Source organism: Streptomyces chilikensis, from assembly GCF_001642695.1.
In the GTDB taxonomy this organism is placed as follows: Bacteria; Actinomycetota; Actinomycetes; order Streptomycetales; family Streptomycetaceae; genus Streptomyces; species Streptomyces chilikensis.
The window spans coordinates 22,770-45,809 of record NZ_LWCC02000134.1 but is presented as its reverse complement, the minus strand read 5'-3'; the positions used below and the strand labels follow the sequence as shown (position 1 = coordinate 45,809).

Genomic DNA, 23,040 nt, shown 5'->3' with positions numbered 1-23,040 from the left:
CCGTGGAGGGGCCGGCCGTCGCTCCCGCACGGCCGGGAGGGCCGTGCGCGGGCGACGGTGATCACGGGTGCGGGACGTGGAGCGGTCGTGCGGCGGGGAGGGGGCGTTCGAGGACGACGGCGGGCGGTCGGCCGTCGGGTACGGGCCGGCGCCGCCGGTTCCCGGCCCGGCCGGCGGCGTCGCGCGGCCGGGCGGGGAGGGGCGCCGGGTGCGGGCGGCCGGGCGCGCGGGCGGTGACCGGGCAGGGGGCGTCAGCCGGTGAACTGCCACCAGTTCACGTTGAAGAGGTAACCGCTGCCGCCGGTGTACCGGAAGTACACGTCACGCGTGCCCCCGGTGCCGGTCACCGGGCAGGAGACGGTCGTCCAGTTCTGCCAGCCCCCGGTGCCCGGGACCTGGCACGTGCCGGCCAGGGGGCCGGTGGCGCTGTCCAGGCGCACCTCGATCCTGCCGCCGGCGGCCGCCGATGCCACCCTGGCCTGGAAGGACCGGGCGCCGGAACCGAACGCCGCGCCCTTGACCTTGATCCAGTCACCGTTCTCGATGTAGCCGACGTTCATGCCGCCCTCGCCCGAGGCCTCGGTCTCGACACCGGTGGCCCAGGCGATCGTCTCGGCCTCCTGCCGGACGTAGGGGTTCAGCGTGCCCACCTGCGGAGCCCCGGCCGAGGTCATGTTGATCGTGGGGATCGTGCCGTCGGCGTTGTAGGAGAACTTCTCCACGGCCACCGAGCGGGTGAATCCGCCGCCGCCCGGAAGCGCGCCGTTGTGGTAGAAGAAGTAGGAATTGCCCGCGAAGTCGATGACGCCCGCATGGTTGGTGAAGCTGGAACCCTGCGTGGGCATGATCGTGCCCCGGTAGGTCCAGGGGCCGGTGGGGCCCGGGGCCGTCGAGTAGGCGATGAACTCGGAGCAGCACGCCGCCGCGAACACCAGGTGGTAGAGGCCGTTGCGCTTGTAGACCCACGGCCCTTCCTCGTACAGGGTGGGACGCTCGGCGTTCCCGGTACGGGTGCCGAAGCCCTGGGTGGTGAGGGGGATGCGGGTCGGCCCTCCCGCGTAGGAGGTCATGTCGGCGTTCAGCCGCACGTACCAGAGGTTCGGGTTCCCCCAGTACAGGTACGCCTGTCCGTCGTCGTCGACGAACACGGTGGGGTCGATCTCGCCGTTCTCCACCAGGGGCCGTCCCAGGGCGTCGCGGAACGGCCCGGTGGGTGAGTCGGCGACCGCCACCCCGATGGCCATGCGCCCGGTCGCCCGGTTCTTCACCGGCACGTACCAGTAGAACTTCCCGTTGCGCGCGACGACCTGGCCCGCCCAGGCGTCGGCGCTCGCCCAGCTGAACGTGGCGAGGCTCAGGGGGGAGCCGTGATCGGTCCAGTTGGTCATGTCGGAGGACGAGTACAGCCGCCACTCCTTCATGGTGAACCAGGTCGAGCCGTCCTCGTCGTGTCCCGTGTACAGGTAGACCCGGCCGTTGTGGACCAGAGGAGCCGGATCGGCCGTGTAGACGGTCTGCACGAGGGGATTGTCCGCCCGGGCGGCGGACGGCTGGAGGACCGTCAGGGCGCAGAAGAGGCTGATCACCCACGCGAGGCCGCGCCGGGCCGTGAGGCCGCGTCGGGGCGTGGGTCCGGTGCGCAGCGGTGGCGGATGCGGCACGGTTCGTCCTCGCACCGCGGTCATGGCCGCGGGGAGGCGTAACGGTCGTCTGCGTAATCGGTCGGTCATCGTCGTCCCTTCGACGTCGATCGGCTCCGTCGGCGCGGGGCGCCGGCGAGGCCCTCCGGGGAGCGGTGGGCGGTGGGTGCGCGCTCCGGGGAATCGAACGGCCGCCTGGCGCACCGGCCCCCTGCGGAGGGCGACGGCTGCCGGCGAGCCGGGCGGGCGGGTCGGACTGTCCGGCTCCATTGTTACCGCTCACACCGGCTGTCAGCCAGGCCCGTGCGTCAAGGTCGTTGCCCGGCCGCCGGGGTTTTCCGTCCTCGTGCGGCTGAGCTGCGGTTGTCCGCGCGCCTTCGGGCCGGGGTGAAGTGCCAGGAGGGGCGCCGGGCGGATCGTTCTCTCGGAATTGTTATCGCTAACAACATCTTTGCGGGCCCGGGGTGCGGGCCCGGGGTGCGGGCCCGGGGGTGCGAGCGCGTGGGCGCGGTCGCCGGGGGCCTGTGCGGCGGCGCCCTTCAAACGGGGCCCGATGAGGCCGACCGTGGCCCTGAGCCGTTCACCAGCTCGGCGAAGGACCGCCGCCCACCGGCTCCGGCGGGAGCGTGAGGCCGTCCCGTGCGCTGCGAGACGGCGGGAGACGCCGGGGCGGCCGCGCCGGCGCGCACCGCGCGGCGCCGGCGCGGCGGCCGGAACCCCCGTGGACCGCGGCCCGGTTCGCCGAAGCCGGGAACGGCTGTTCCCGGCCGTCGCCGGGCGGGTGCTCCCCGCCCGCCGCCGGCCGGGGAATCCCCTCGTCGCGGAGGGGGCGATGTCTCCAAGGAGGCATGCCGCTACACCCTAGGTGGCCTGGGGAACCACCGGCCGTCGGCCTAGATTCGATGGTGTCCCTCGAAGGGGCGCGAACGCCGCTGAGTCGCCGCTCGAATTCCGCCGGCGCAACGACCGTGGAACCCGTCGGTCGGGCCCTGTGGATTCGGAATTCCCCGAATCACCCTCCTCATTCCCGACGACATTCCCCGACGCCATTTCCCGACGAAAGGAAAGCAGTGTCCCGCACCCTGTCGATACGAACCGCCGTCGCCTCAGCGGCCGTACTCGCGGCCGTCGCACCCCTCGCCCTGCCGTCCTCCGCCGCCCAGGCGCAGCCCTCCCACGTCGCCGCCGGCCCCCACCAGGGTCCGGACGTCATCGAGACCCACGCGGCCGACGTGTACCCGGAGGGCTTCGCCTGGGACCCCACCCGCCAGGCCTTCATCGCCACGTCCGCCCTCTCGGGCGACCTGTCGGTGATCGAACTGGACGGCACCGTCACCGAACTCGCGCCCAGCGTCGGCATGGTGTCGACGCTCGGGGTGAGGGTGGACACCGCGCGCAACCGCATCATCGTCGCCTACAGCGACTTCTGGATCCGGCAGCGCCTGGACGTCGGCGACCAGCCGCCCACCTCCGGGGTGGCCGTCTTCGCCCTGGACACGGGGAAGCTGCAGCGCCGCATCGACCTCTCCGGAGGGCGGGAGCGGACCTTCGCCAACGACCTGACCTTCGACGACAAGGGCAACATCTACGTCACCGACTCCGTGTCGGACACGCTGCAGCGGATCGACCGCCGCGGCCGGGTCACCACGGTGGTGAAGGACCCCCGGTTCGCCGCCGACATCGTCGGCCTGAACGGCATCGTCTGGCACCCCGACGGCTACCTGCTCGCCCTGCGCTACGACACCGGCACCATGTACCGCATCGCCCCCCACGCCCCGCCGCACCGCAGGGTGACCGAGGTCAGGCTGCCGCGGCCGATGGTGGGCACGGACGGCCTCCAGCTGCGTCCGGACGGCTCCGTGGTCGTCGTCACCAACTCCATCGGCGAGGCCGTCGGCGTGCCGGGCGGGGTGGACGGCGTCTCGGTCCTGTCGTCCCGGGACGGCTGGCGCAGCGCCACCCTCCGCAGCCAGGTCCAGCCGTGGCCGGTCGGCGGCCCCACGACCGTGGCGCTCACCCCGTACGGCGACTACGTGCTCAGCGGTCAGGTCGGTGAGGTCCTGGCCGGACGCACCTCCGACCTGATCACCCTCCGCCGCCTTCCCGGCCCCTCCACCAGCAAGGAGAACAACCGATGACCACCGCGACCACCGCGAAGGGCTCCACCTCCGTGTGGGCGTTAATCGCGACGTCCCTGCCCATGTTCATGGTCTCGCTGGACAACCTCGTCGTCACCAACGCGCTGCCGGCGATCAGCGAGCAGTTCGAGGTCAAGCAGTCCGCACTGCAGTGGGTGATGAACGGCTACGTGCTGGCCTTCGCCGGCCTGCTGCTGGCCGGCGCCGCACTGGGTGACCGCTTCGGCCGGCGCCGGGTGTTCCTCGGCGGCGTCGTCCTCTTCACGGCGTCCTCCGTGGCCTGTGCGCTGGCCGACTCCGTCGGCACGCTGGTCGCCGCGCGGGTGCTGCAGGGCGCGGGCGCCGCGGCGATCCTGCCGGTCTCGCTCACTCTGGCCGTCGCCGCCGTCTCCCGGGCCCAGCGCAACATGGCCGTCGGGGTGTGGGGCGGGGTCAACGGCCTCGGCATCGCCTTCGGCCCGCTCGCGGGCGGCCTGGTGACCGAGCAGATCGACTGGAGCTGGATCTTCTGGATCAACGTGCCGGTCGGCGTGATCGCCCTGCCGCTCGCCCTGTGGGCGGTCAAGGAGAGCCGGGGCAACGAGCGCGAGCTGAACGTCGTCAGCATGCTGCTGGTCACCGGCTCGGTCGTCGCCGCGGTCTGGGGCATCGTCTCGGCCGCCGACCACGGCTGGACCCGCACCGGCACCCTGGTGGGTCTCGCGGCGGCGCTGGTGCTGGCGGTGGCGTTCGTCATCTCCGAGCGCGCCAGCCAGGCCCCGCTGATCCCGACGCACATGTACCGCGTGCCGGCGTTCGTGCTGAGCAACGTGGTGTCGATCACGATGTACTTCGGCGTCTTCGGGTCGATCTTCTTCCTGACGCAGTTCCTGCAGGGCCCGATGGGCTACTCGCCCTTCGAGGCCGGGCTGCGCACCCTCCCGTGGACCATCGCCCCGATGATCGTGGTGCCCCTCGCCACCCAGTTCGTGGACCGCATCGGCGGCGGGGTGCTGCAGGCCGCGGGCTGCGCCCTGCAGGGCATCGGCCTGGGCTGGATCGCCTTCATCCTGACGCCCGACGTCGGCTACGGCGCCATGGTCCCGGCGCTCGCCCTGGCGGGCATCGGCATGGGCCTGGTCTTCGCCGGCAACCCCGCCACGGTGATCGCCTCGGTGCGGGAGAACGAGCACAACAAGGCCTCCGGCGCGAACAACACCAGCCGCGAGTTCGGCGGAGCGCTCGGCGTCGCCGCCCTCACCACGGTCTTCAGCCACCGCTTCGCCGGCAACGACGGCGGCCCGGAGGCGGCGTTCACCGACGGCCTCGAAGGCGCCCTGTGGATCGGCGTGGCCGTGGTGATGCTCGGCGCGGTGAGCGGACTGTTCATCCGGCACCGCCCGGCCCAGGGCGGCGAGGGCGACGAGAGCGTCGTCGAGCCGAAGCCGGTGGCCGTCCCGGTCGCCTGACCGGCTGACGACCCAGCACCTCGAAGAACTGGTCTGGAGGGGAACTGATGTCCACCCAGGTACTGGAGGACGCCGAGGCGTCCGTGGTCCCTGCCGTCGAGTACGGGCGCACCATCGAACGGTCCCTCGCGCACCGGTCCGCGATCTCCGAGGTCTTCGTGACCGACGTGCGGACCGTGCGGCCGATGGCGGTGACCGCCGGGATCCACCTGCCGCTGACCCACCTCTACTACAGCGACCACCAGGAGCAGCCCCGGCTGCACGACTCGCTGCTGCTGCTGGAGGCGGGCCGGCAGGCCGCGATCGCCGGATCCCACACCAACGCCGGCGTCCCGGTCGGGACCATGGCGATCGTGCACGGCTTCCGGTTCTCGCTGCGGAACCTGGACGCGCTGCGGATCGGCGGCGAGGCGGGCGAGCCCCGCATCGACACCGATTTCTACGGCAAGACCGCCCGGCACAACGGGCGGTACCGCAAGGGCCGTCTGGAGCAGCGGATCCACATGGGTGACGTGCACGTCGGCGACCACTCCATGGACGTGCTGTTCCTGAAGGGCGACGAGAACGAGATCCTCCGCCACTCCCAGCGGGGCACCCCCGCACCGCTGAGCTCGGACCTCACCGAGGTGCCCGGCGCCCTCACCCGGGTCGATCCGGCCCGGGTGGGGCGCGCCAACCCCCTCAACGTCGTCGTCGCCGGACCGGAGTTCACCGAGGGGGCCGTCACGGCCGTGGTCGCCCCGCGCCTCGACAACCCGGCGCTGTTCGACCACGCCTACGACCACCTGCCGGCCATGACCCTGGTCGAGGGGGCGCGCCAGCTGGCGCTGCTCTCCGTGGGGGCCGCGACCGGATCGTCCGCCCCGGGCTACGCCTGCGGGTACGAGGGCAGCTTCCACCGCTTCGCCGAGCTGGACGCGCCGCTGACCGCGACGGCGCGCCACACGCCGGAGGGCGACGGCCGGCACGGCGTGCGGGTCGCCTTCCGGCAGGACGAGCAGGAGATCGCGGAACTCACCGTCACCGTCGTCGACGCCGCCCACCTCAACGGATCGTGAGGACCTGACATGCCTGAGACCACAGCGCCCCGGATGGCCGTCTGGTCCGACTTCGGAGGCGTCCTCACCCCTCCGCTGAGCCACACCATGGCGACGTTCTGCGCGTCGACCGGCGTCGACCGCGGGGCCCTCCTCCAGGCCGTGGCCACCGTCACGGCCCGGTACGGCACCGACGACATCATGGAGCCGATCGACACCCCGCTGGTGAGCGAGGGGGAGTGGCTCCGCGAGATCGGTGACGTGCTGGAGGCCGAGCACGGCGTCCGGCTCCGCCTCACCACGATGGCGGACGCCTGGTTCGACGGGCGGGAGACCAACCACGCCTGGGCGGCGCAGCTGCGCAAGGCCCGGAGCCGCGGGGCGTTCGTCGGGCTGCTGTCCAACATGGTGCCCGCCTGGGACCGGCACTGGCGGCGCATGGTCGATCCCGCCGAGCTCTTCGACGACGTCCTGCTCTCCTTCGAGGTGGGCCACCGCAAGCCGTCCCCCGGCATGTTCGAGCTCGCCGCCCGGCGGGCCGGCGTCCCCGCGGAACGCTGCGTGCTGGTGGACGACCTCGAGCACAACTGCGCCGGCGCCGAGGCGGCCGGCTGGCGGGCGGTGCTGTTCACCGACGCCGGGAGCGCGGGCGCACAGCTCGACTCCCTCCTGGACGGCGCCGTGCTGGCCGCCCGTCCGTGACATCGCCGCAAGGCCCCCACCGACACCGCAGAAGGAGGCGCACATGACTCGCTCCGTCCTCGTCACCGGCGGAAACCGGGGCATCGGGCTCGCCACCGCACGGGCCCTGGCGGCCGAGGGCAACAAGGTCGCCATCACCTACCGCAACGGGGAACCGCCGCCCGGCTTCTTCGCCGTCCGGTGCGACGTGACCGACCCGGCGCAGGTCAAGGCCGCCGTCGAGGAGGTCGCCATCCAGCAGGGACCGGTGGAGATCCTGGTGTCCAACGCGGGCATCACCCGCGACCAGGTGCTGATCGGCATGCCGGAGGAGGACTTCCGGGACGTGATGGAGACCAACTTCCAGGCCGCCGTCACCGTCACCCGCGAGGTCGTCCCCGCGATGATCAAGGCCCGCTGGGGCCGGCTGATCTACATGTCGTCCATCAACAGCATGTCGGGCGCCCCCGGCCAGACCAACTACGCCTCGGCCAAGGCCGCGATGATCGGGTTCGCCCGGTCGCTCGCCATCGAGGTGGGCCGGCGCAACATCACCGTCAACGTGGTGGCCCCCGGAATGATCGAGACCGACATGGTCCAGAACGTCACCGACGCCCGCCGGCAGGCCGCACTGGCCCGGACCGCACTGGCCCGCACCGGCACCCCCGAGGAGGTCGCCGCGGCCGTGCGCTTCCTGGCCGGGGACGACGCCTCCTACGTGACCGCCGGAGTCATCCCGGTCACCGGCGGCCTGGGCGCCGGCCACTGAGCCCGGGACGGCCGGGCGGCCCGCACCGGCGGGCCGCGCGACCGGCCGTCCCCGCACCACCCGACGGACCGTCACCGCACCGCGCGACGGACCGTCCGCTCCACCAGAGGGACCGAACCCGTCAACCCGCTCTCCAGGAGGAACCCGATGAGCACCGAAGCACTCGACCTCTCCATGAACATGGGCCTGATCTTCAACGACCTGAACGAGGAGGCCGCCCTCGCGTACGTCGCCCCCGAGTTCGTCGACCACGAGGCGCAGCCCGGCGTCCCGAACGGCCCGCTCGGCTACCTCGGCACCGCCCGCTGGGTGCACAGCGCCTTCGAGGGCGCCACGTGGGAGCACCTGGACAGCTTCTCCGAGGGCGACCGCGCCGTCCTGCGCCTGCGCTTCACCGGCAAGCACACCGGCGACTTCCTGGGCATCGCCCCCACCCAGCGCGACGTGGACGTGGAGCAGACCCACATCTACCGCATCGAGAACGGCAAGGTCGTCGAGCACTGGGGCTTCCGCCAGGACCTGCTGATGCTGTCCCAGCTCGGCGCCATCTCCCTCAAGCCGCCGACGCCGGCCGCCGCCTGACCCCCGCACCAGCACCACTCCGGAACCGCACCATCCACCGAGAAGGACGCATCATGACCGTGCAGAGCCTGGAAATCGACTCCGACCTGCGCCTCCGGGTCGTCGACATCGTCAACGAGGAGCTGGAACTGGAGGACGGTGAACTGACCGAGGACGGTCACTTCATCGAGGACTACGACAGCGACTCCCTCACCCTGATCACCGTCGTCTCCCGAATAGAGAAGGAGCTCGGCCACGTCCTGCCCAAGGAGGAGCTGGAGTCCCTGACCACGCTGCGGGTGCTGCTGGCGGCCGTCGCGGGATGCGCAGCGCGGAATGCCTGAGACGCCCGTGCGCCGAGTCGTCATCACGGGGCTCGGAGCGGTCAGCCCGGTCGGTATCGGTGTGAGCTCCTTCGCCGATGCCGTCCGGGCGGGCCGGGTCGGCATCGGTCCGGTTCACAGCTTCGACGCCACCCCGTTCCCCAGCCGGAAGGCCGCCGAGGTCGCCGACTTCGAGCCGGCCGCCGTGCTGCGCAACCTCGACCCCGACCGGTGGGGACGCAGCGCCCTGCTGGCCGCCGCGGCCTCCCGGCTGGCGGTCGAGGACTCCGGGATCGACTCCGGGACGCTCAGTGCCGGCCGGGCCGGCTCCATCATGGGCACCACCAGCGGCGAGTCCGCGGTGGCCCAGAGCCTGGGCGGCCAGTGGGTCACCCAAGGGCTCAAGGGCCTGGAGCCGGGCCTGGTCGGGCAGCTGCCCGCCGGACAGATCGCGGGCGCCGTCAACGCCGAACTCGGTCTGGACGGCGACGCCCAGACCATCCCCACCGCCTGCTCGGCCAGCAACTACGCGCTGGGGTACGCCTTCGACATGGTCCGCTCCGGCGAGGCCGACCTCATGCTGGCCGGCGGCGCCGACTCGGTGAACCGCCTCACCCACGCCGGGTTCTACGCCCTGGGCGCGATGGCGAAGGACCTGCCGCAGCCGTTCGACGCGGGCCGCTCGGGCATCGTCACCGGCGAGGGCGGAGCGGCGCTGCTGCTGGAGCCCCTCGACCACGCGCTGGCGCGCGGGGCCCGGATCTACGCCGAGGTGCTCGGGTACGCCGCGAACTGCGACGCCGAGCACATGGTGCACCCGGACGCGACCAGCATCGCGGCCTGCATCAGGGCGGCCCACCGCGACGCCGGGGTCACCCCGGAGCAGATCGACTACATCTGCGCCCACGGCACCGGCACGCCGACCAACGACTCCACCGAGATCCGGGCCGTCCGCCAGGTGTTCGGCGACCGGCTGCCGCCCATCAGCTCGATCAAGTCGATGCTGGGCCACACGATGGGCGCGGCCAGCGGCTTCGGCGCCATCGCCTGCTGCACCGCCCTCGAGCAGGACTTCCTGCCGCCCACCGCGAACCTCGTCGAGACCGACCCCGAGCTGGGTCCCGGCGTGGACTGCGTCCCGGGCCGGGGCCGCGACGCCCGGGTGGACATCGTCCAGAACCACGGCTTCGCCTTCGGCGGCAACAACGTCATCACCATCCTCGGGAGGTATTCGTGACCACGGCCGCGCCCGTGCAGTCCCCGCCGGCGCGGTCCGCGCCCGTGCAGCCCCTGGCGGTGACCGGCGTCGGGGTGGTCTCCAGCGCGGGCCACGGGCTGGCGCCCCTGGCCGGACTGCTGAACGGGGACACCCCGCCGGACCCCGTCGTCGAGGGGGACCCGACGTACCCGCCCCGGCCCGTCCGGCCGGTGCCCGGGTTCCGGGTCGCCGACCACCTGGGGCGCAAGGGCACCAAGAACCTCGACCGGCTCGTCGGGCTCGGCCTGGTCGCCTGCATGGAGGCGCTCGAGGCGGCGGGCCCGGCCGCGGCCGGCCTCGAGCCGGACCGGACCGGTGTGGTGCTGGCCACCAACACCGGCAGCATCGCGGGCTACTCCGACCTGCTGTACGAGACGCTCACCCTGGAGAAGCCCTACCTGATCAACCCGGGCAAGTTCTCCAACAGCGTGATGAACTGCACCGCCGGCCAGATGGCCATCCGGTACGGCTTCAAGGGCCTGAACGCCACGGTGGCCGGCGGCCGCAGCGCCGGCCTCTACGCCTTCCGGCACGCCCGGCTGGCCATGGCCACCGGGCGCGCCGACCGGCTGCTGGTCGGCGGGGCCGAGGAACTCAGCGCCCCGGCGGCCTGGGCGTGGCACCACGCCGGAACCCTGCGCCAGGACGCCCCGGTCGGCGAGGGCAGTGCCGTCTTCGTCGTCTCCCGCGCCCCCGAGGAGACGGCCCTCGCGGACCTGCTGGCCTGCGAGGTCGGCTACCACCCCTGGACCGGGACCACCGCGCGGGCCGACGGCCGCCGCGCGCCGTCGCGGACGCTGGCCGCCGCGATCACCCGGGCCCTGGAACGCAGCGGGGTGGGCGCCGAGGAGGTGGAGACCGTGTCGCTGAGCGCCGGCCACCACATCGGTCTGGACCGGATCGAGGAGCGCGCCGTCCGGCTCGCCCTCGGCCGGGTGCCGGAGCGGGTGCGGGTGGCCGACGTGCTCGGCGAGACCTACAGCGCCGGCGGCGCCCTGCAGCTGGCGGCGCTCCTCGCCCGCTGGCAGGGCCGGCCGTCCGGGGCGCCCCGGATCGGCCTGGTCACCTCGATCGGGCACGACGGCAACGCCGGCGCGCTGGTCGTGCGCGGCCGGGCCCGATAACGCCGCCGCGGACGGCGCGCGCCCGACGTACTACGAGAACAGGACGGACCCGCATGGTGAAGCAGGAAGAGTGGGACGCCATTGTCGTCGGCAGCGGCATGGGCGGCCTGGTGTGCGCGGCCTACCTGGCCGTCAGCGGCCGCCGCGTCCTGGTACTGGAACAGCACGACGTGGCGGGCGGCAACAGCCACGTCTTCCGCCGCCGGCGGGCCTACGAGTTCGACGTGGGCGTCCACTACCTGGGCGACTGCGGCCCGGACGGGGTGCTGCCGGCGATCTTCTCCGGCCTGGGCCTCGACGGCCGGGTGACCTACCGGGAGATGGACCGCGGCGGCTTCGACCGGATAGCCCTGCCGGGCCTCACGGTCGACGTGCCGGTCGGATGGGAGGCGTACACCGGCCGGCTGACCCGGGCGCTGCCGGGGGAGGCCGAGGGGCTGGCCCGGTTCACCGGGATCTGCGCCGCCGTCGCCGGGGAGACCCGCTCGATGCTGCTGTCCGGGAGCGAGCTGTCGGTGGCCGACCTGATGGCCCGCACGCCGGTCAGCGCGCAGTGGGGGCGGCGCACCCTCGGCGAGCTCTTCGACCACTGCGGCCTGTCGCCGCGGGCGCGGACCGTGCTGGCCGCCCAGTCGCCCAACTACGGAATGGGGCCGCGCCAGGCCACCGTCGCCACCCACGCGGCCGTCACCGACCACTATCTGAGGGGCGCCTACTACCCCGAGGGCGGCGGCCAGGTCCTCGCCGCGGCGCTGGTCGAGGCGCTGGAGGCGCACGGCGGGCAGCTGCGGACGAAGAGCAGGGTGGAACGCATCCTCGTCGAGGACGGCAGGGCCACCGGGGTCGGGATGAAGGACGGCGACGTCCACCGCGCCCCCCTGGTGGTGTCGAACGCGGACTACTCCCGGACCGTGCTCGACCTGGTGGGCGAGGAGCACTTCGGCCGCCGGGTGGTGTCCCGGACCCGGCGGGCGGAGATGGCGCTGCCCCTGGCCACGCTCTACATCGCGCTCGACACCGAGCTGCCCGAACGCCCCAACGCCAACCTGTGGTGGTACCGGGACGCCGACATCGAGGGCTACTACGAACAGCTGGCGCAGGAGCGCATCAACCCGGTGCCGTTCCTCTTCGTCTCGTTCGCCTCGCTGAAGGACCCGGATGCCCGCGCGGTCTGCCCGCCGGGGCACAGCAACTTCCAGGTGATGACGCTGTGCCCGCCCTCCTACGACTACTGGGGGGTGCGCGAGGGTCCCGCGGCGGGGGAGCGGTACCGGCGCAACCAGGGCTACCAGGAGCGCAAGGCCGAGCTGACCGAGGCGATGCTCGGCGCGGCGGAGGAGGCCCTCGGCCCGTTCCGCCGGCACATCGTCCACCTGGAGACCGCCACCCCGATCACCCACGAGCGCTACACGCTCGCGACCGGCGGCACGCCCTACGGGCTGGCCCGGTGGGGCGGGCCGGGCAGCCGCCCCGACACCCGCACCACCATCGAGGGACTGCACGTGGTGGGCACCAACACCCGCTACGGCACCGGCATCACCGGGTCCGCGGTCGGCGGCATGGCCTGTGCCGCCCAGATCCTGGACCGCGGCCTGCTGGCCGAGGTCCACCGGGGCGCGCGGTTCGGCGACCCGGACCTGCTGCCGGTCCGCGACGCGGACTGGGACCCGCTGGCGGTCTCCCGCGGGGCCGGCCGCCGCGGCGCCCGCGGCCTGGCCCGCATCGGCTGACCGGACGCGGCGGACCACAGGGAAGGGCCCCGTACCCGCAGGTACGGGGCCCTTCCCGCGTGAGGCCCTGCCACCGGTGGGGAGGGCCGCGGTGGCAGGGCCCGTCCCGCGGCGGCTACTTGGGCCGGCCGGTGCCGAGCTGGCCCGCCCAGCCGCCGTCCACCCGCAGCAGTTCACCGGTGATGTACGAGGAGTCGGGTCCGGCCAGGAAGGACACCGCCCCGGCCACCTGCTCGGGCGTCGCGAACTCCCGCAGCGGCAGCTGGCGCTTGATGCTCCGGCCGCCGTCCTTCTCCAGCAGCCCGCCGATCAGTTCGGTGGCCGTGAAGCCGGCGAGGACCGCGTTGACCCGGACCTCGAAGCGGGCCAGCTCGACGGCGGCCGCCCGGGTGAAGGAGTTGACGGCCCCCTTGGAGGCCGAGTAGTTGGACTGGCCGACCCAGCCGCCCTCGCCCATGACCGAGGAGACGTTGACGACCGTGCCCTCGCGCTGGGACATGAAGTGCGGGGCCGCGGCCCGGGTGCAGTGGTAGACACCGCCGACGTTGACCTTGAGCACCTCCCACCAGTCCTCGGGGGACTGGTCCCAGAGGAACCCGTCGCGGGCCACGCCGGCGTTGTTCACCAGGACGTGCAGCCCGCCGAGGCCGTCTATGGTCCCGTCCACCAGCTGCCGGGCCTCGTCGGGGTCGGACACGTCGGCCCGCAGGGCGAGGGCCCGTCCGCCCCGGGCGGTGATCTCCTCGACGGTGCGCTCGGCCTCGTCCTTGCGGGAGCGGTAGTTGACGGCGACCGCGGCCCCGTCGGCGGCGAGGCGGAGCGCGACGGCCCGTCCGATGCCGCGGGAGCCGCCGGTGACCAGGGCGGTCCGGCCTTCGAGGGTCATCAATCGTCTCCTTCTGAGGAAAAGAGGGGGAGGAACGAAGGGGAATTCCGTTTTCCGAATTTCCCCCGGTGCTCCTGGAATACGCCGCACCACCGTAGCCGGATTTCCCGCGCGAGTGGCGCCGCGGCCGGTGTCACTTCGGCGGATCCCCGTGTTTCCTTGGAGGCATTTCCCGTTCCTCCGGTGCATTCCAGGTGGTCTGCCGAATGGCGTCGGAAATGGTCTGGCTGGTTTTCGCGGACCGCTGCGAAAGTCGTTCCAGGACGACATCGAAGGGAGGCACAGCGACGATGAGCGGGAAAAGAAAAACACCGTCCGTCATCATCGGGTACGGCCACGCGGGTCGCGATCTGCACCATCGCGCGCTGCGTGACATCGCCGGCGGGAACCCGCCGGTGATCGCCGTCGACCCGCGTCCGGCCGAGGTGCCGGGCGGGCAGTGGGTGCCGGACGTCCGCGGCGCCGTGCGGGCCCTGCGGACGTCCGGGCACCGGGTGCCCGACGCCGTCTTCCACGTGACGGTGCCGCCGGACGCCCACCGCGACTGCCTGGAGCGGCTGCTGTCCGTCGGGGCACGGCACTTCATCCTGGAGAAGCCGGTCGCCCCCACCGTGCAGGAGACCGCCCACCTCGTGGACCTGGCCGAGGTCACCCGGGCCGTGGTGCTGCCGATGAGCGTCTGGCCGAACAGCAGGGTCACCGAGGCGGCCGGGGAACTGGTGGCCTCGGGACGGATCGGGGAACCGGTCGCCTACCACATGGAGCAGAGCAAGCCGCGGTTCCGCCGCTCGCTCCAGGACCGGGGCCACGCCAGCGCGTTCGAGGTGGAACTGCCGCACCAGATGCTGCTCGCCCTCCACCTGGCCGGGCCCGTCGCGGAGGTGACCGCCTCCCGGGGCTGGGACCTGCCGCTGCCGTCCGGCCGGCTCGCCGGGCTGGGCGGGGCCGAGGTCGGGCTGCGCCACCGCACCGGCGTCACCACCACCCTCCACACCGACCTCTCCTCCCCGGTCCGCCGCCGCCGGCTGCACGTCCACGGCACCGAGGGCACCGTCGTGGCGGACTACCCGGTCTCCGGCGACGACGACTTCGGCCAGGTCCGCATCGCCGGCAGCTCCGTCCACCGGGTCGTCCAGGACGCCCCGCTGACCCGGTTCGTCGCACGGGCCTACGCCCACTTCCGCGGCGAGGGCCCCGCCCCGCACGGCGACCTCGCCCTGCACCTGCGGTCCATGGAACTCATCGACACCGCCCGCGCCACCGCGTTCCGGGAAGCCGGCGCCCCAGTCCCGCAGGAAGCAGCATGAGCACCGTTCTGATCATCGAGCCCCAGTCCTCCGGCCTGGAACTGGTGGCCAGGGCCCGGGAGCTCGGCCACACCGTCCTCGTGCTGGCCTCCGCCGCGCCCGCCGCCGCCCCCGCCGGAGCCCACCGGGTGGTCACCGCCGACACCGCCGACCAGGCCGCCGCGCTCGACCGGATCCGCGCCCTGCACGCCGAGTCCCCGCTGGACGCGGTCCTGCCCGGCTTCGAGCACTTCGTGCCGCTCGCGGCCCGCGCCGCGGCCGCGCTCGGACTGCCCGGCATCGACCCGGAGGGCGTGGAACGGCTGCGCCACAAGCACCGGATGCGCCGGGCGCTCGACGCGGCCGGCCTCGACCAGCCCGCCCACCGGACGGTCTCCACCGCACGGGCCGCGGCCGCCGCCTACGCCGAGCTCGGCCCGGTGTGCGTGGTCAAGCCGGTCGACCAGTCGGGCAGCCTCGACGTGCGCAAGGTCGGCTCGGAGCAGGAGGCCCGCGCCGCGTTCCGCAGCGCGCTGCGCTCCGCCCCCCGCGCCGGGGCGCGCGGACCGGGCCTGGTGCTGGTCGAGGAGTACGCCGAGGGGCCGGAGTACAGCGTCGAGGGCTACGTCGAGGACGGCCGGGTGCACGTGCTCGGCATCACCGAGAAGATCCTCGGCGCCGAACCCCACTTCGTCGAGGTGGGGCACATCGTCCCCGCCCAGCTGGCCCCCTCCCCGGCGCGCGAGATCGAGACCTACGTCGCCGGCGTCCTGGACGCCGTCGCCCTGCGCATCGGCCCCTTCCACGCCGAGGTCCGGATGAACCCGCGCGGCCCGCTGCTGATGGAGGTGGCGGCCCGGCTGCCCGGCGACCGCATCCCCGACCTGCTGCGGCTGGCCCGCGGACACGACCTGTACGAGATCATGCTCCGCTGCCACCTGGGCCTGCCCAACCCCGAACCGGCCGCCCCCCGCACCGGCGCCCGGGCCGGCATCCGCTACTTCCTGCGGCCCGGACTCGACACGTACCAGGAGTTCCGGGTCGACCCCGCCCTCCGGTCGGACCCGCGGGTGCGGGAGATCGGTGTCCTGCAGCCGCCGGGCAGCGCGCTCCCCGACCCCGGCAGCTCGGCCGGCCGCCTCGGCTACGTGCTGGCCGCGGGCGCCTCGTACCGGGAGACGGCGGGGCTGCTGCAACGCGCCGAGAGCGCCGTGTCCTTCAGCTGACGCCCCGCCCCGGCCGCCGCCCCGGCCCCCGTCCCCGCCGCCCGCCACGACCCCCGGCCACGACCCATCCGGAGCCCCGATGAACCGTCACGTACTCGTCATCAACCGCTGGACCAACTCCTACGCCGAGTACCACCGCCACATCGACCACACCGCCGACCGCGTCGCCTACCTCACCACCGCGGAGGGCAGCGTGCCCCTCGACCCCGAGCTGGCCGAGGACATCCGCGTGCTGCCCGACCTCGGCGACACGGAGGCGGCCCTGCGGGAGACCGAGCGGCTGATCGCGCGGCACGGCCCCTTCACCCACGTCCTCGCCCTGTCCGAGTTCGACCTCGAACTGGCGGGCGAGATCCGGGAGCGGTTCAAGATCCCCGGGCGCACCCCCGGCCAGGTCGCCGCCGTGCGCGACAAGGTCGTGATGAAGGGCCTGGTCGCCGCGGCCGGACTGCGGGTGCCCGCCTTCGCGGAGACGCCGACCGCCGCCGCCGTGCGGGAGTTCGCCGCCCGGCACGGCCACCCGTTCGTCCTCAAGCCGCGCGCGGGCGCCGACAGCCAGGGCGTGCACGTGGTGCGCACCCCCGAACAGCTCGACACCCTCCTGGAGGAGGCCGACCTGGACGACGCCCAGTGCGAGGAGTTCGTCGACGGCGTCCTCCACCAGGTCGACGGCGTGGTGTCCGGCGGCGTGCTGCTCACCTCGCGCTCCTGGCGCTGCGGCGGCAGCTGCCTGGACTTCGCCACCGGCACCGCCTTCAGCTCCGTCGCCAACGACGACCGGGACTTCGAGCGGCGGGTGACCGCCGTCGCCGAGCGGGTGTGCGCCGCCCTCGGCATCACCGACGACGTCTTCCACCTGGAGGTGTTCCGCACCCCCGAGGACGCCGGCGACGACATCGTCTTCCTGGAGATCGGGGCGCGGGCCGGCGGCGGCCAGGTCCGGTTCGTCTGGGACGAGGTGTACGGGGTCGACCTGGTCGCCGCCTCCGCCCTGGTGCAGCTCGGCGAGACGCCGGCCGTCGCGCCGATGGACCTGGACGGGCCGGTCGCCGGCTACCTGATGATGCCCGAACCGCCGGTGCGGCCCGCCGTCGTGCGGTCGGTGACCTCGCTCGTGGACCGCGTTCCCGGGATGTACGCCGAGACGCTGCCGCCGCCCGGGGCCGTGCTCAGCGGCAACGGCGGCGCGGTGCACACCGCCGGCGTCTTCCGCTACCGGGGGGACAGCGCCGAAGAGGTCCGGTCCGCGATCCGGCGGACGCTGGCCGCGTACCGGCTCGACTGGCACCCGCTCGACGCCCCGCCCGTCCCGGCAGCCGGGGAGACGGCCGATGTCCGCCTCTGAACTGCTCGACGCGCCGCAGGGCGCCCCGGAGCCGCGGCGCCCCCGCGGGCTCTGGCACCACCGGGACTTCCGCAGGCTCTGGGCCGGCCAGACGGCCGCGCTGCTCGGCTCCCGGGTCACCGAACTGGCCCTGCCGGTCACCGCGATCGTGCTGCTCGACGCCGGCCCCGCCCAGCTGGGACTGCTCAACAGCGCCCAGTACCTCCCGGTGCTGTGCGTGACCCTGTTCGCCGGGGTCCTCGCCGACCGGGTCCGCCGCCGGCCGCTGCTGATCACCGCCAACCTCGGGCGGGCCCTGATCCTCATGGCGGTGCCGCTGCTCGCCTGGTTCGGCGGCCTCGGCGTCTGGGCGCTGTGCGCCGTCGCGTTCGCCACCGGCGTGCTCACCGCCGTCTTCGACGTGGCCTACCAGGCGTACCTGCCGTCCCTGGTCTCCAGGGAACGGCTCGTGGAGGGGAACAGCAAGCTGCAGGCCAGCCGCTCGGTCGCGGAGACCGCCGGACAGGGGCTCGGCGGGACGCTGATCCAGGTGCTCACCGCGCCGGTGGCCATCATCGTCGACTGCCTCGGCTACCTCTTCGCGACCGGCATGCTGCTGCGCATCCGCACCCCCGAAGCCCGGCCCGAGCGCCCGGCCGGCGGCCGGCCCTCGGTCCGCAAGGACATCGTGGCCGGGCTGCGCATGACCATGAACAGCCGGCTCCTGCGCGTGATCATGTTCCACGCGTCCTGGTACAACCTGCTCTGGGACGTCGTCCTGGTCGTCTTCCCGCTCTACGGCCTCCGGGAGCTGGGCCTCGGCCCGGCCGGACTCGGCCTGGTCGTCGCGGCCGGCAGCATCGGCGCCCTCGGCGGAGCCCTGTCCGCCGGACCGCTCGGGACCCGGCTCGGCGTGGGCCGCGCCATGGTCGTCGGCATGACGGTGGCCTCGGCCGCGACGCTGCTGCTGCCGCTCGCGCCCGGCGACGGCAGCGGCCTCGGACACGCGCTGCTGGCCGGCGGCTACGTCCTCAACGGCTTCGGCATCGCCGTCTTCAGCATCCACTCGATCACGCTGCGCCAGGCCACCGTGCCCATCGAGCTCATCGGCCGGGTCAGCGCCACCTTCCGGTTCGTCACCTGGGCGGTGATCCCGCTGGGCGGGCTGCTCGGCGGGCTGCTCGCCGCCGCCGTCGGACCGCGCGCGGCCCTGACGGTCACGGCGGCCGGACTGACCGCGGGGGCGCTGGTCTTCCTCTGCTCCCGCACCGCCACCCGGTCGTGACGGGCCGCCCCCGCGCCGCCCGTGCGACCATCGGACCCGCTTTCCCGTTCCTTCCCGTTCCGGGGCTTCCCGTTCCGGGACCTCCCGTTCCAGGAGATGAGGCATCGTGTACGTCAAGGTCTGCGGCCTGAGCCGGCCGGAGGACGTGGAGGCGGCCGTCGCCGCCGGGGCCGACGCGGTCGGCTTCGTCCTCACCCCGAGCCCCCGGCAGGTCCCCCCGGCGGCCGTCCGCGCGCTGGCCGCCCTGGTCCCCGGCCGGGTCGCCACCGTCGCCGTGTTCCGCGGGGAACCGCTGGAGGAGGTGCGCCGGGCCGCCGCCGAGGCCGGCGTCGACACCGTCCAGCTGCACGGCGAGGAGCCGCCCGAGGCGTTCGCCGCGCTGCGCGGCGACGGCTTCCGGCTCGTCCGCGCCACCTCCCCGGTCACCGCGGCCCCGCTGGAGACCGGCGCCTACGGGGAGGACCTGCTGATCGTCGACTCGCCCAGCCCGGGCTCCGGCGAACGCTGGGACCCGGCCGCGCTCGGCCGCGCGCCCTCCGGTTCCTGGCTGCTGGCCGGCGGACTGGACCCGGACAACGTCGCCGGGGCGGTGGCCGGACTGCGGCCCTGGGGCGTCGACGTCTCCAGCGGCGTGGAGCGCGCCCGCGGGGTCAAGGACCCGGCGCTCATCGAGAAGTTCGTGGCCGCGGCCAAGGCGGCCGGCGCGGCCACGGCGGGCGGGGCGGCGGGGGCCGCCGGGTGAGCACCGGGTGACATCCGGCTGCCTCCAAGAGGCAACCGGCTGTCACCTAAGGCGGATTGAGGGCACGGCGGCGCGGCCCGCAGTATCGGAGGGCCGTTCCCGGACGCGTACGGGCGCACCAGGCGCACACCTGGTGCACGGCACTTCCGCATCCGCCGACCCACTGGGGGAACCATGTGGCTGCCCACGTCCGGGCGACACCGGGACTTCATCGAGCGCTACCTGACCCTGCACCACCGCTACACCGCCGGAGAGCTCCGTGAGGAGGAGTGGCGGCAGTGGGCCGAGGAACAGCTGCGCACGGTCGTCGCGCTCGCCCAGCAGGGCTCGCCCTTCTACGCCCGCCACCTCGCCGGCGTCCGCGCCGACGGGCTCACGCTCGAGGGCCTGCGGCAGCTGCCGTTCACCACCAAGGACGACCTGCGCACCGCCATGCACGACGTCCTCAGCCGGGACCTCGACGAGGCGTGCTTCTACTACGAGACCACCGGCACCACCGGCCCGGCCACCCCCTGCCCCCGCGACCCGCGCGAGGTGATCGCCTCCAACGCGCACGTGACGGAGAGCTGGCGGAACATCTTCACCGACGTCTTCGGCGACCGCGCCCCGCGCGTCGGCGTGATGGGCCCCACCGAGGTGCACTCGCTCGGCGACACCCTCGGCGACGTCGCCCGCAACGTGGGCTCCGCGGTCGCCAAGATCTGGCCGTACTCGCCCGTCATCGGCTTCCCCAAGGCGCTGCAGCTGCTCCGCGACCTCGCCCTGGACGTGGTGTTCTGCACCCCGAACGTGGCCCTGTCGCTGGCCAGGGCCGCCCTCGAGGAGGGCCTCGACCCGCGCCGTGACTTCGCCGTCAAGGTCTTCCTGGTCACCGGGGAGATGTGCACCCCCGACCTGGCCCGGCAGATCGACCAGGCCTGGGGCGCCCGCACCTACAACGCCCTCTACGGCGCCCAGGAGACCCTCGTCGTCGCCTCCGCCTGCGCGCACGGCCGGCTCCACCTGGCCCGGCCCAACTACGTCGCCGAGCTGGTCGACCCGGACACCGGCGCCCCCCTCGGCGACAGCGGCACCGGGGAGCTCGTCGTCACCATGCTGATCGACGGCATCAAGCCGCTGATCCGCTACCGCACCGGCGACCTGGTCGAGCTCGGCGCCGGCGACTGCGGCTGCGGCATCCGGGGGCCCGTCGTCCGGGTCGTCGGCCGCACCCGCGACCGGATCGTCCTCGGCGGGCACAGCTTCCAGGCCTGGCAGATCGAGCAGGCCGTCCTGGGCGGCGTCGACCACGCCTACGGCTACCAGGTCGTCATCGACCGGGACGACGACGGCGAGGACCTGGTCACCGTCCGCCTCGACCTGCCCGGCGGGCCCGCCCCCGGGCAGGCCGCCGCGCAGGCGGGGCGGATCGCCGCCGCGCTCGGGGTCCGCTGCGCGGTCGAGTTCCCCGACGAACTCGACCCGGTCACCACCACCGGCGCCTTCGTCAGCTGGAAGGCCGCCCGCATCCACGACCGGCGGTTCGCGTCGGACCACGAGACGGCCGCCGCCCGCCGGCTCGCCGGAACCAGGGGGCACCGCGCATGACCGAGCCGCTGCTGCACTCGCCGGGCTTCGACCCGGCCGACGCGGATCCCACGCCGTTCCCGATCCTGTGGGAGCCGGCCCGCATACCGAACTCGCCGCTGCTGAGGCCCGGCAGCCTGCCCATCGGCACCCTCGGCCCGGACGGCACCACCTCGATGGTCGCCCTGGACCGTCTCGCGCACCGGCTCGCCCACCTCGGCGGCCCCGCCGTGCACCCCGTGCCGTACGACTCCTTCGAGGAGCTCCTCGCCGCCGTCGGCACCCGCGGCGGACCCCGTTACGCGCTGGTGCCGGGGGCCGCCGAGTGCGCCACCCGCTTCTTCTGGTCGCCGTCGCTGCGCCTGGACGCCACCTTCTCCAGCCCGACCCCCGAGTACGGCGTCGCCACCCGCGGCCCGCGGCTGCGCGAGGGCGTGCTGCGGCTCGCCACCCTGCACGAGACACGGAGCCTGGTGGAGCTGCTGGACGGACTGGAGGGCGGGCGCGGCGGCTTCGAGGTCGTCTGGGTCCCCGCCGAGTCCACCCTGCACGCCGCCCAGCTGGTGGCCGAGGGCCGCGCGGACGCCGCCGTGACCAACGACCCCGGCCGTCGCCGGCACCGCCTGGTGTTCCAGGTGTCCCGGCCCGGCGTCCCCATGGTGTGGATGGTCTTCGGGCCCGCGGTGCTCGACCGGCCCACCACGCCCTTCACCCTGTCAGGAGCCGCGTACCGTGACCGCTGACCGCCGACTGCTGCTGCACGACGTCACCGTCCAGGAGGGCCTGGGCCGCGCCTCGCTGCCGCACCGCTCCGTCCTCCTCGCCGGCGAGCGGATCGAGGCCGTGCTGCCGACCGCCCAGGCGCCCGCCGACGGCGACTTCGTCCGCTGGGACCTGGCCGGGGCCACCGTCATGCCCGGCATGACGCTGGGGCACACCCACATCGCCTACGTCAACGTCACCACCGGCCGCGAGACCCTGTTCAAGTACCGCGTGCCGGAGGTCGCCCTGCACGCCGCGCGGCACGCGGCGGACCTGCTGACCTGCGGGTACACCGCCTTCGTCGGCGCCGGTTCGGTCGCCGGGATCGACATGGCGCTGAAGAACGCCATCGAGGACGGCGTCATCCCCGGCCCGCGCGTCACCCCGTGCAGCCGCGACCTGATGGTCTCGGGCCCGCCCGGACGGCGCAGCCCCGACCTCAAGGAGCGGATGCCGCGCGAGCTGATGCCGGTGGTCGACGTCCTCGGCGACCTGGTGAAGTACACCGAGGAGGAGATCGACCAGGGCGCGGAGATCATCAAGGTCTTCTCCTCCGGCGACGACACCTTCCCCAACGCCCGCTCCGACGAACTGCTCTTCAGCCGGGAGGAACTGGCCCTGGTCGTGAAGACCGCGCACGCCCGCGGCGCGAGGGTGCGGGCCCACTCCCGGGGCCTGGACGGCATCCGCAACGCGCTGGCGGCGGGCGTCGACGTCATCGACCACGCCACGTACGCCGACGACGAGGCGCTGGAGCAGATCGCCGGGCGCGGCGTCTTCGTGGTGCCGAGCCTGTTCCAGCCCGACCGGCTGCTCGCCCTGGGCGAGCGGTTCGGCAAGGCGCCGGACTACCTGGAGGCCCTCGACTTCGAGAAGGAGATCGAGAACACCCTGCGCTTCCTGCCGATGGCCGAGGACCTCGGGCTGAAGATCGTGCCCGGCGACGACTTCGGCTTCGCCTGGACGCCGCACGGCACCTACGCCGACGAGCTGGTGATGTACGCCGAGCGCGCCGGGATCGCCCCCAGGACGGTCCTCAAGTGGGCCTGCGCCAACGGCGCGGAGCTGGCCGGGCGCGGCGCCGACGCCGGTGTGGTGGCGCCGGGCCGCCTCGCCGACCTGGTGGTCCGGGAGGGCGACCCGGCGGCGGACCTGCGGGTGCTCCAGGACCGCGGCACGCTGCGGTCGGTGCTGATCGGCGGGCGGCACGTGGCCGGCCCGCTGGCGCCCCCCGCGCCCTGACCCGTGCCCTGA

General features: G+C 73.8%; 20 protein-coding genes. 18 read left to right on the top strand and 2 right to left on the bottom strand.

Translation table 11 applies throughout. From position 1 onward, the window contains the following. Positions 1-251 precede the first annotated feature (251 nt). Complete coding sequence (locus A2U95_RS26970) at positions 252-1,661, bottom strand: glycoside hydrolase family 43 protein (RefSeq protein ID WP_420857059.1); 1,410 nt, start codon at positions 1,659-1,661, stop codon at positions 252-254. A 1,049-nt stretch (positions 1,662-2,710) separates the two neighbouring features. Between A2U95_RS26970 and A2U95_RS26965 the strand changes: the two genes are divergently transcribed. The 10 genes from A2U95_RS26965 (at position 2,711) to A2U95_RS33455 (ending at position 12,709) form a co-directional block, all read left to right on the top strand. After that, on the top strand, positions 2,711-3,778 hold the full coding sequence (locus tag A2U95_RS26965; protein ID WP_240958194.1) for an SMP-30/gluconolactonase/LRE family protein: 1,068 nt from the start codon (positions 2,711-2,713) through the stop codon (positions 3,776-3,778). Next, positions 3,775-5,226 (top strand): MFS transporter, encoded by a 1,452-nt coding sequence (locus tag A2U95_RS26960; RefSeq protein WP_166027758.1) that lies wholly within the window; start codon positions 3,775-3,777, stop codon positions 5,224-5,226. Before A2U95_RS26965 ends, A2U95_RS26960 begins: the two co-directional genes overlap by 4 nt. A gap of 47 nt (positions 5,227-5,273) precedes the next feature. Beyond that, a complete protein-coding gene (locus A2U95_RS26955) occupies positions 5,274-6,284 on the top strand; it encodes an AfsA-related hotdog domain-containing protein (RefSeq protein WP_166027756.1) in 1,011 nt (336 codons plus the stop codon). 9 nt (positions 6,285-6,293) lie between these two features. Continuing rightward, positions 6,294-6,965, top strand: coding sequence for an HAD-IA family hydrolase (locus tag A2U95_RS26950; protein WP_166027754.1), 672 nt, complete (start codon positions 6,294-6,296; stop codon positions 6,963-6,965). A gap of 43 nt (positions 6,966-7,008) precedes the next feature. Next, positions 7,009-7,713 carry a 3-oxoacyl-ACP reductase FabG gene (fabG, locus tag A2U95_RS26945; protein WP_166027752.1) on the top strand — a complete coding sequence of 235 codons (705 nt, stop codon included), beginning with the start codon at positions 7,009-7,011 and terminating at the stop codon, positions 7,711-7,713. A gap of 147 nt (positions 7,714-7,860) precedes the next feature. Beyond that, complete coding sequence (locus A2U95_RS26940; RefSeq protein WP_166027750.1) at positions 7,861-8,295, top strand: ester cyclase; 435 nt, start codon at positions 7,861-7,863, stop codon at positions 8,293-8,295. A 53-nt stretch (positions 8,296-8,348) separates the two neighbouring features. Continuing rightward, complete coding sequence (locus A2U95_RS26935) at positions 8,349-8,618, top strand: acyl carrier protein (protein ID WP_166027748.1); 270 nt, start codon at positions 8,349-8,351, stop codon at positions 8,616-8,618. Continuing rightward, positions 8,611-9,834 carry a beta-ketoacyl-[acyl-carrier-protein] synthase family protein gene (locus tag A2U95_RS26930; protein WP_206283075.1) on the top strand — a complete coding sequence of 408 codons (1,224 nt, stop codon included), beginning with the start codon at positions 8,611-8,613 and terminating at the stop codon, positions 9,832-9,834. The genes A2U95_RS26935 and A2U95_RS26930 overlap by 8 nt, the downstream gene beginning before the upstream one ends. Then, positions 9,831-10,979, top strand: a complete 1,149-nt coding sequence (locus A2U95_RS26925; protein WP_166027746.1) for a beta-ketoacyl synthase N-terminal-like domain-containing protein — start codon at positions 9,831-9,833, stop codon at positions 10,977-10,979. The genes A2U95_RS26930 and A2U95_RS26925 overlap by 4 nt, the downstream gene beginning before the upstream one ends. A gap of 53 nt (positions 10,980-11,032) precedes the next feature. Beyond that, on the top strand, positions 11,033-12,709 hold the full coding sequence (locus A2U95_RS33455) for a phytoene desaturase family protein (RefSeq protein WP_166027744.1): 1,677 nt from the start codon (positions 11,033-11,035) through the stop codon (positions 12,707-12,709). Positions 12,710-12,824: 115 nt separating this feature from the next. On the opposite strand, the gene A2U95_RS26915 is transcribed toward A2U95_RS33455, so the two are convergent. Beyond that, positions 12,825-13,595, bottom strand: a complete 771-nt coding sequence (locus tag A2U95_RS26915) for an SDR family NAD(P)-dependent oxidoreductase (protein WP_166027742.1) — start codon at positions 13,593-13,595, stop codon at positions 12,825-12,827. Positions 13,596-13,885: 290 nt separating this feature from the next. Here A2U95_RS26915 and A2U95_RS26910 point away from each other — a divergent pair, with 290 nt between their 5' ends. From A2U95_RS26910 to A2U95_RS26875, 8 genes are all read left to right on the top strand, one after another. Next, the gene (locus tag A2U95_RS26910; protein WP_166027740.1) at positions 13,886-14,902 is read left to right on the top strand and encodes a Gfo/Idh/MocA family protein; all 1,017 of its coding nucleotides are present in this window, start codon (positions 13,886-13,888) and stop codon (positions 14,900-14,902) included. Continuing rightward, on the top strand, positions 14,899-16,107 hold the full coding sequence (locus tag A2U95_RS26905; protein ID WP_166027738.1) for an ATP-grasp domain-containing protein: 1,209 nt from the start codon (positions 14,899-14,901) through the stop codon (positions 16,105-16,107). Before A2U95_RS26910 ends, A2U95_RS26905 begins: the two co-directional genes overlap by 4 nt. A 79-nt stretch (positions 16,108-16,186) precedes the next feature. Next, complete coding sequence (locus A2U95_RS26900; RefSeq protein ID WP_166027735.1) at positions 16,187-17,452, top strand: ATP-grasp domain-containing protein; 1,266 nt, start codon at positions 16,187-16,189, stop codon at positions 17,450-17,452. After that, positions 17,439-18,716: an MFS transporter gene (locus A2U95_RS26895; protein WP_166027733.1), complete on the top strand. Its 1,278-nt coding sequence runs from the start codon at positions 17,439-17,441 to the stop codon at positions 18,714-18,716. The genes A2U95_RS26900 and A2U95_RS26895 overlap by 14 nt, the downstream gene beginning before the upstream one ends. A 106-nt stretch (positions 18,717-18,822) precedes the next feature. After that, entirely contained in the window at positions 18,823-19,458 is a 636-nt protein-coding gene (locus A2U95_RS26890; RefSeq protein WP_166027731.1) for a phosphoribosylanthranilate isomerase, read from the top strand. A gap of 174 nt (positions 19,459-19,632) precedes the next feature. After that, positions 19,633-21,045 (top strand): phenylacetate--CoA ligase family protein, encoded by a 1,413-nt coding sequence (locus A2U95_RS26885; protein WP_166027729.1) that lies wholly within the window; start codon positions 19,633-19,635, stop codon positions 21,043-21,045. Further along, positions 21,042-21,767: a type 2 periplasmic-binding domain-containing protein gene (locus tag A2U95_RS26880; protein WP_166027728.1), complete on the top strand. Its 726-nt coding sequence runs from the start codon at positions 21,042-21,044 to the stop codon at positions 21,765-21,767. The genes A2U95_RS26885 and A2U95_RS26880 overlap by 4 nt, the downstream gene beginning before the upstream one ends. Then, on the top strand, positions 21,757-23,028 hold the full coding sequence (locus A2U95_RS26875) for an amidohydrolase family protein (protein ID WP_166027726.1): 1,272 nt from the start codon (positions 21,757-21,759) through the stop codon (positions 23,026-23,028). The genes A2U95_RS26880 and A2U95_RS26875 overlap by 11 nt, the downstream gene beginning before the upstream one ends. The last annotated feature ends 12 nt before the right edge of the window (positions 23,029-23,040 follow it).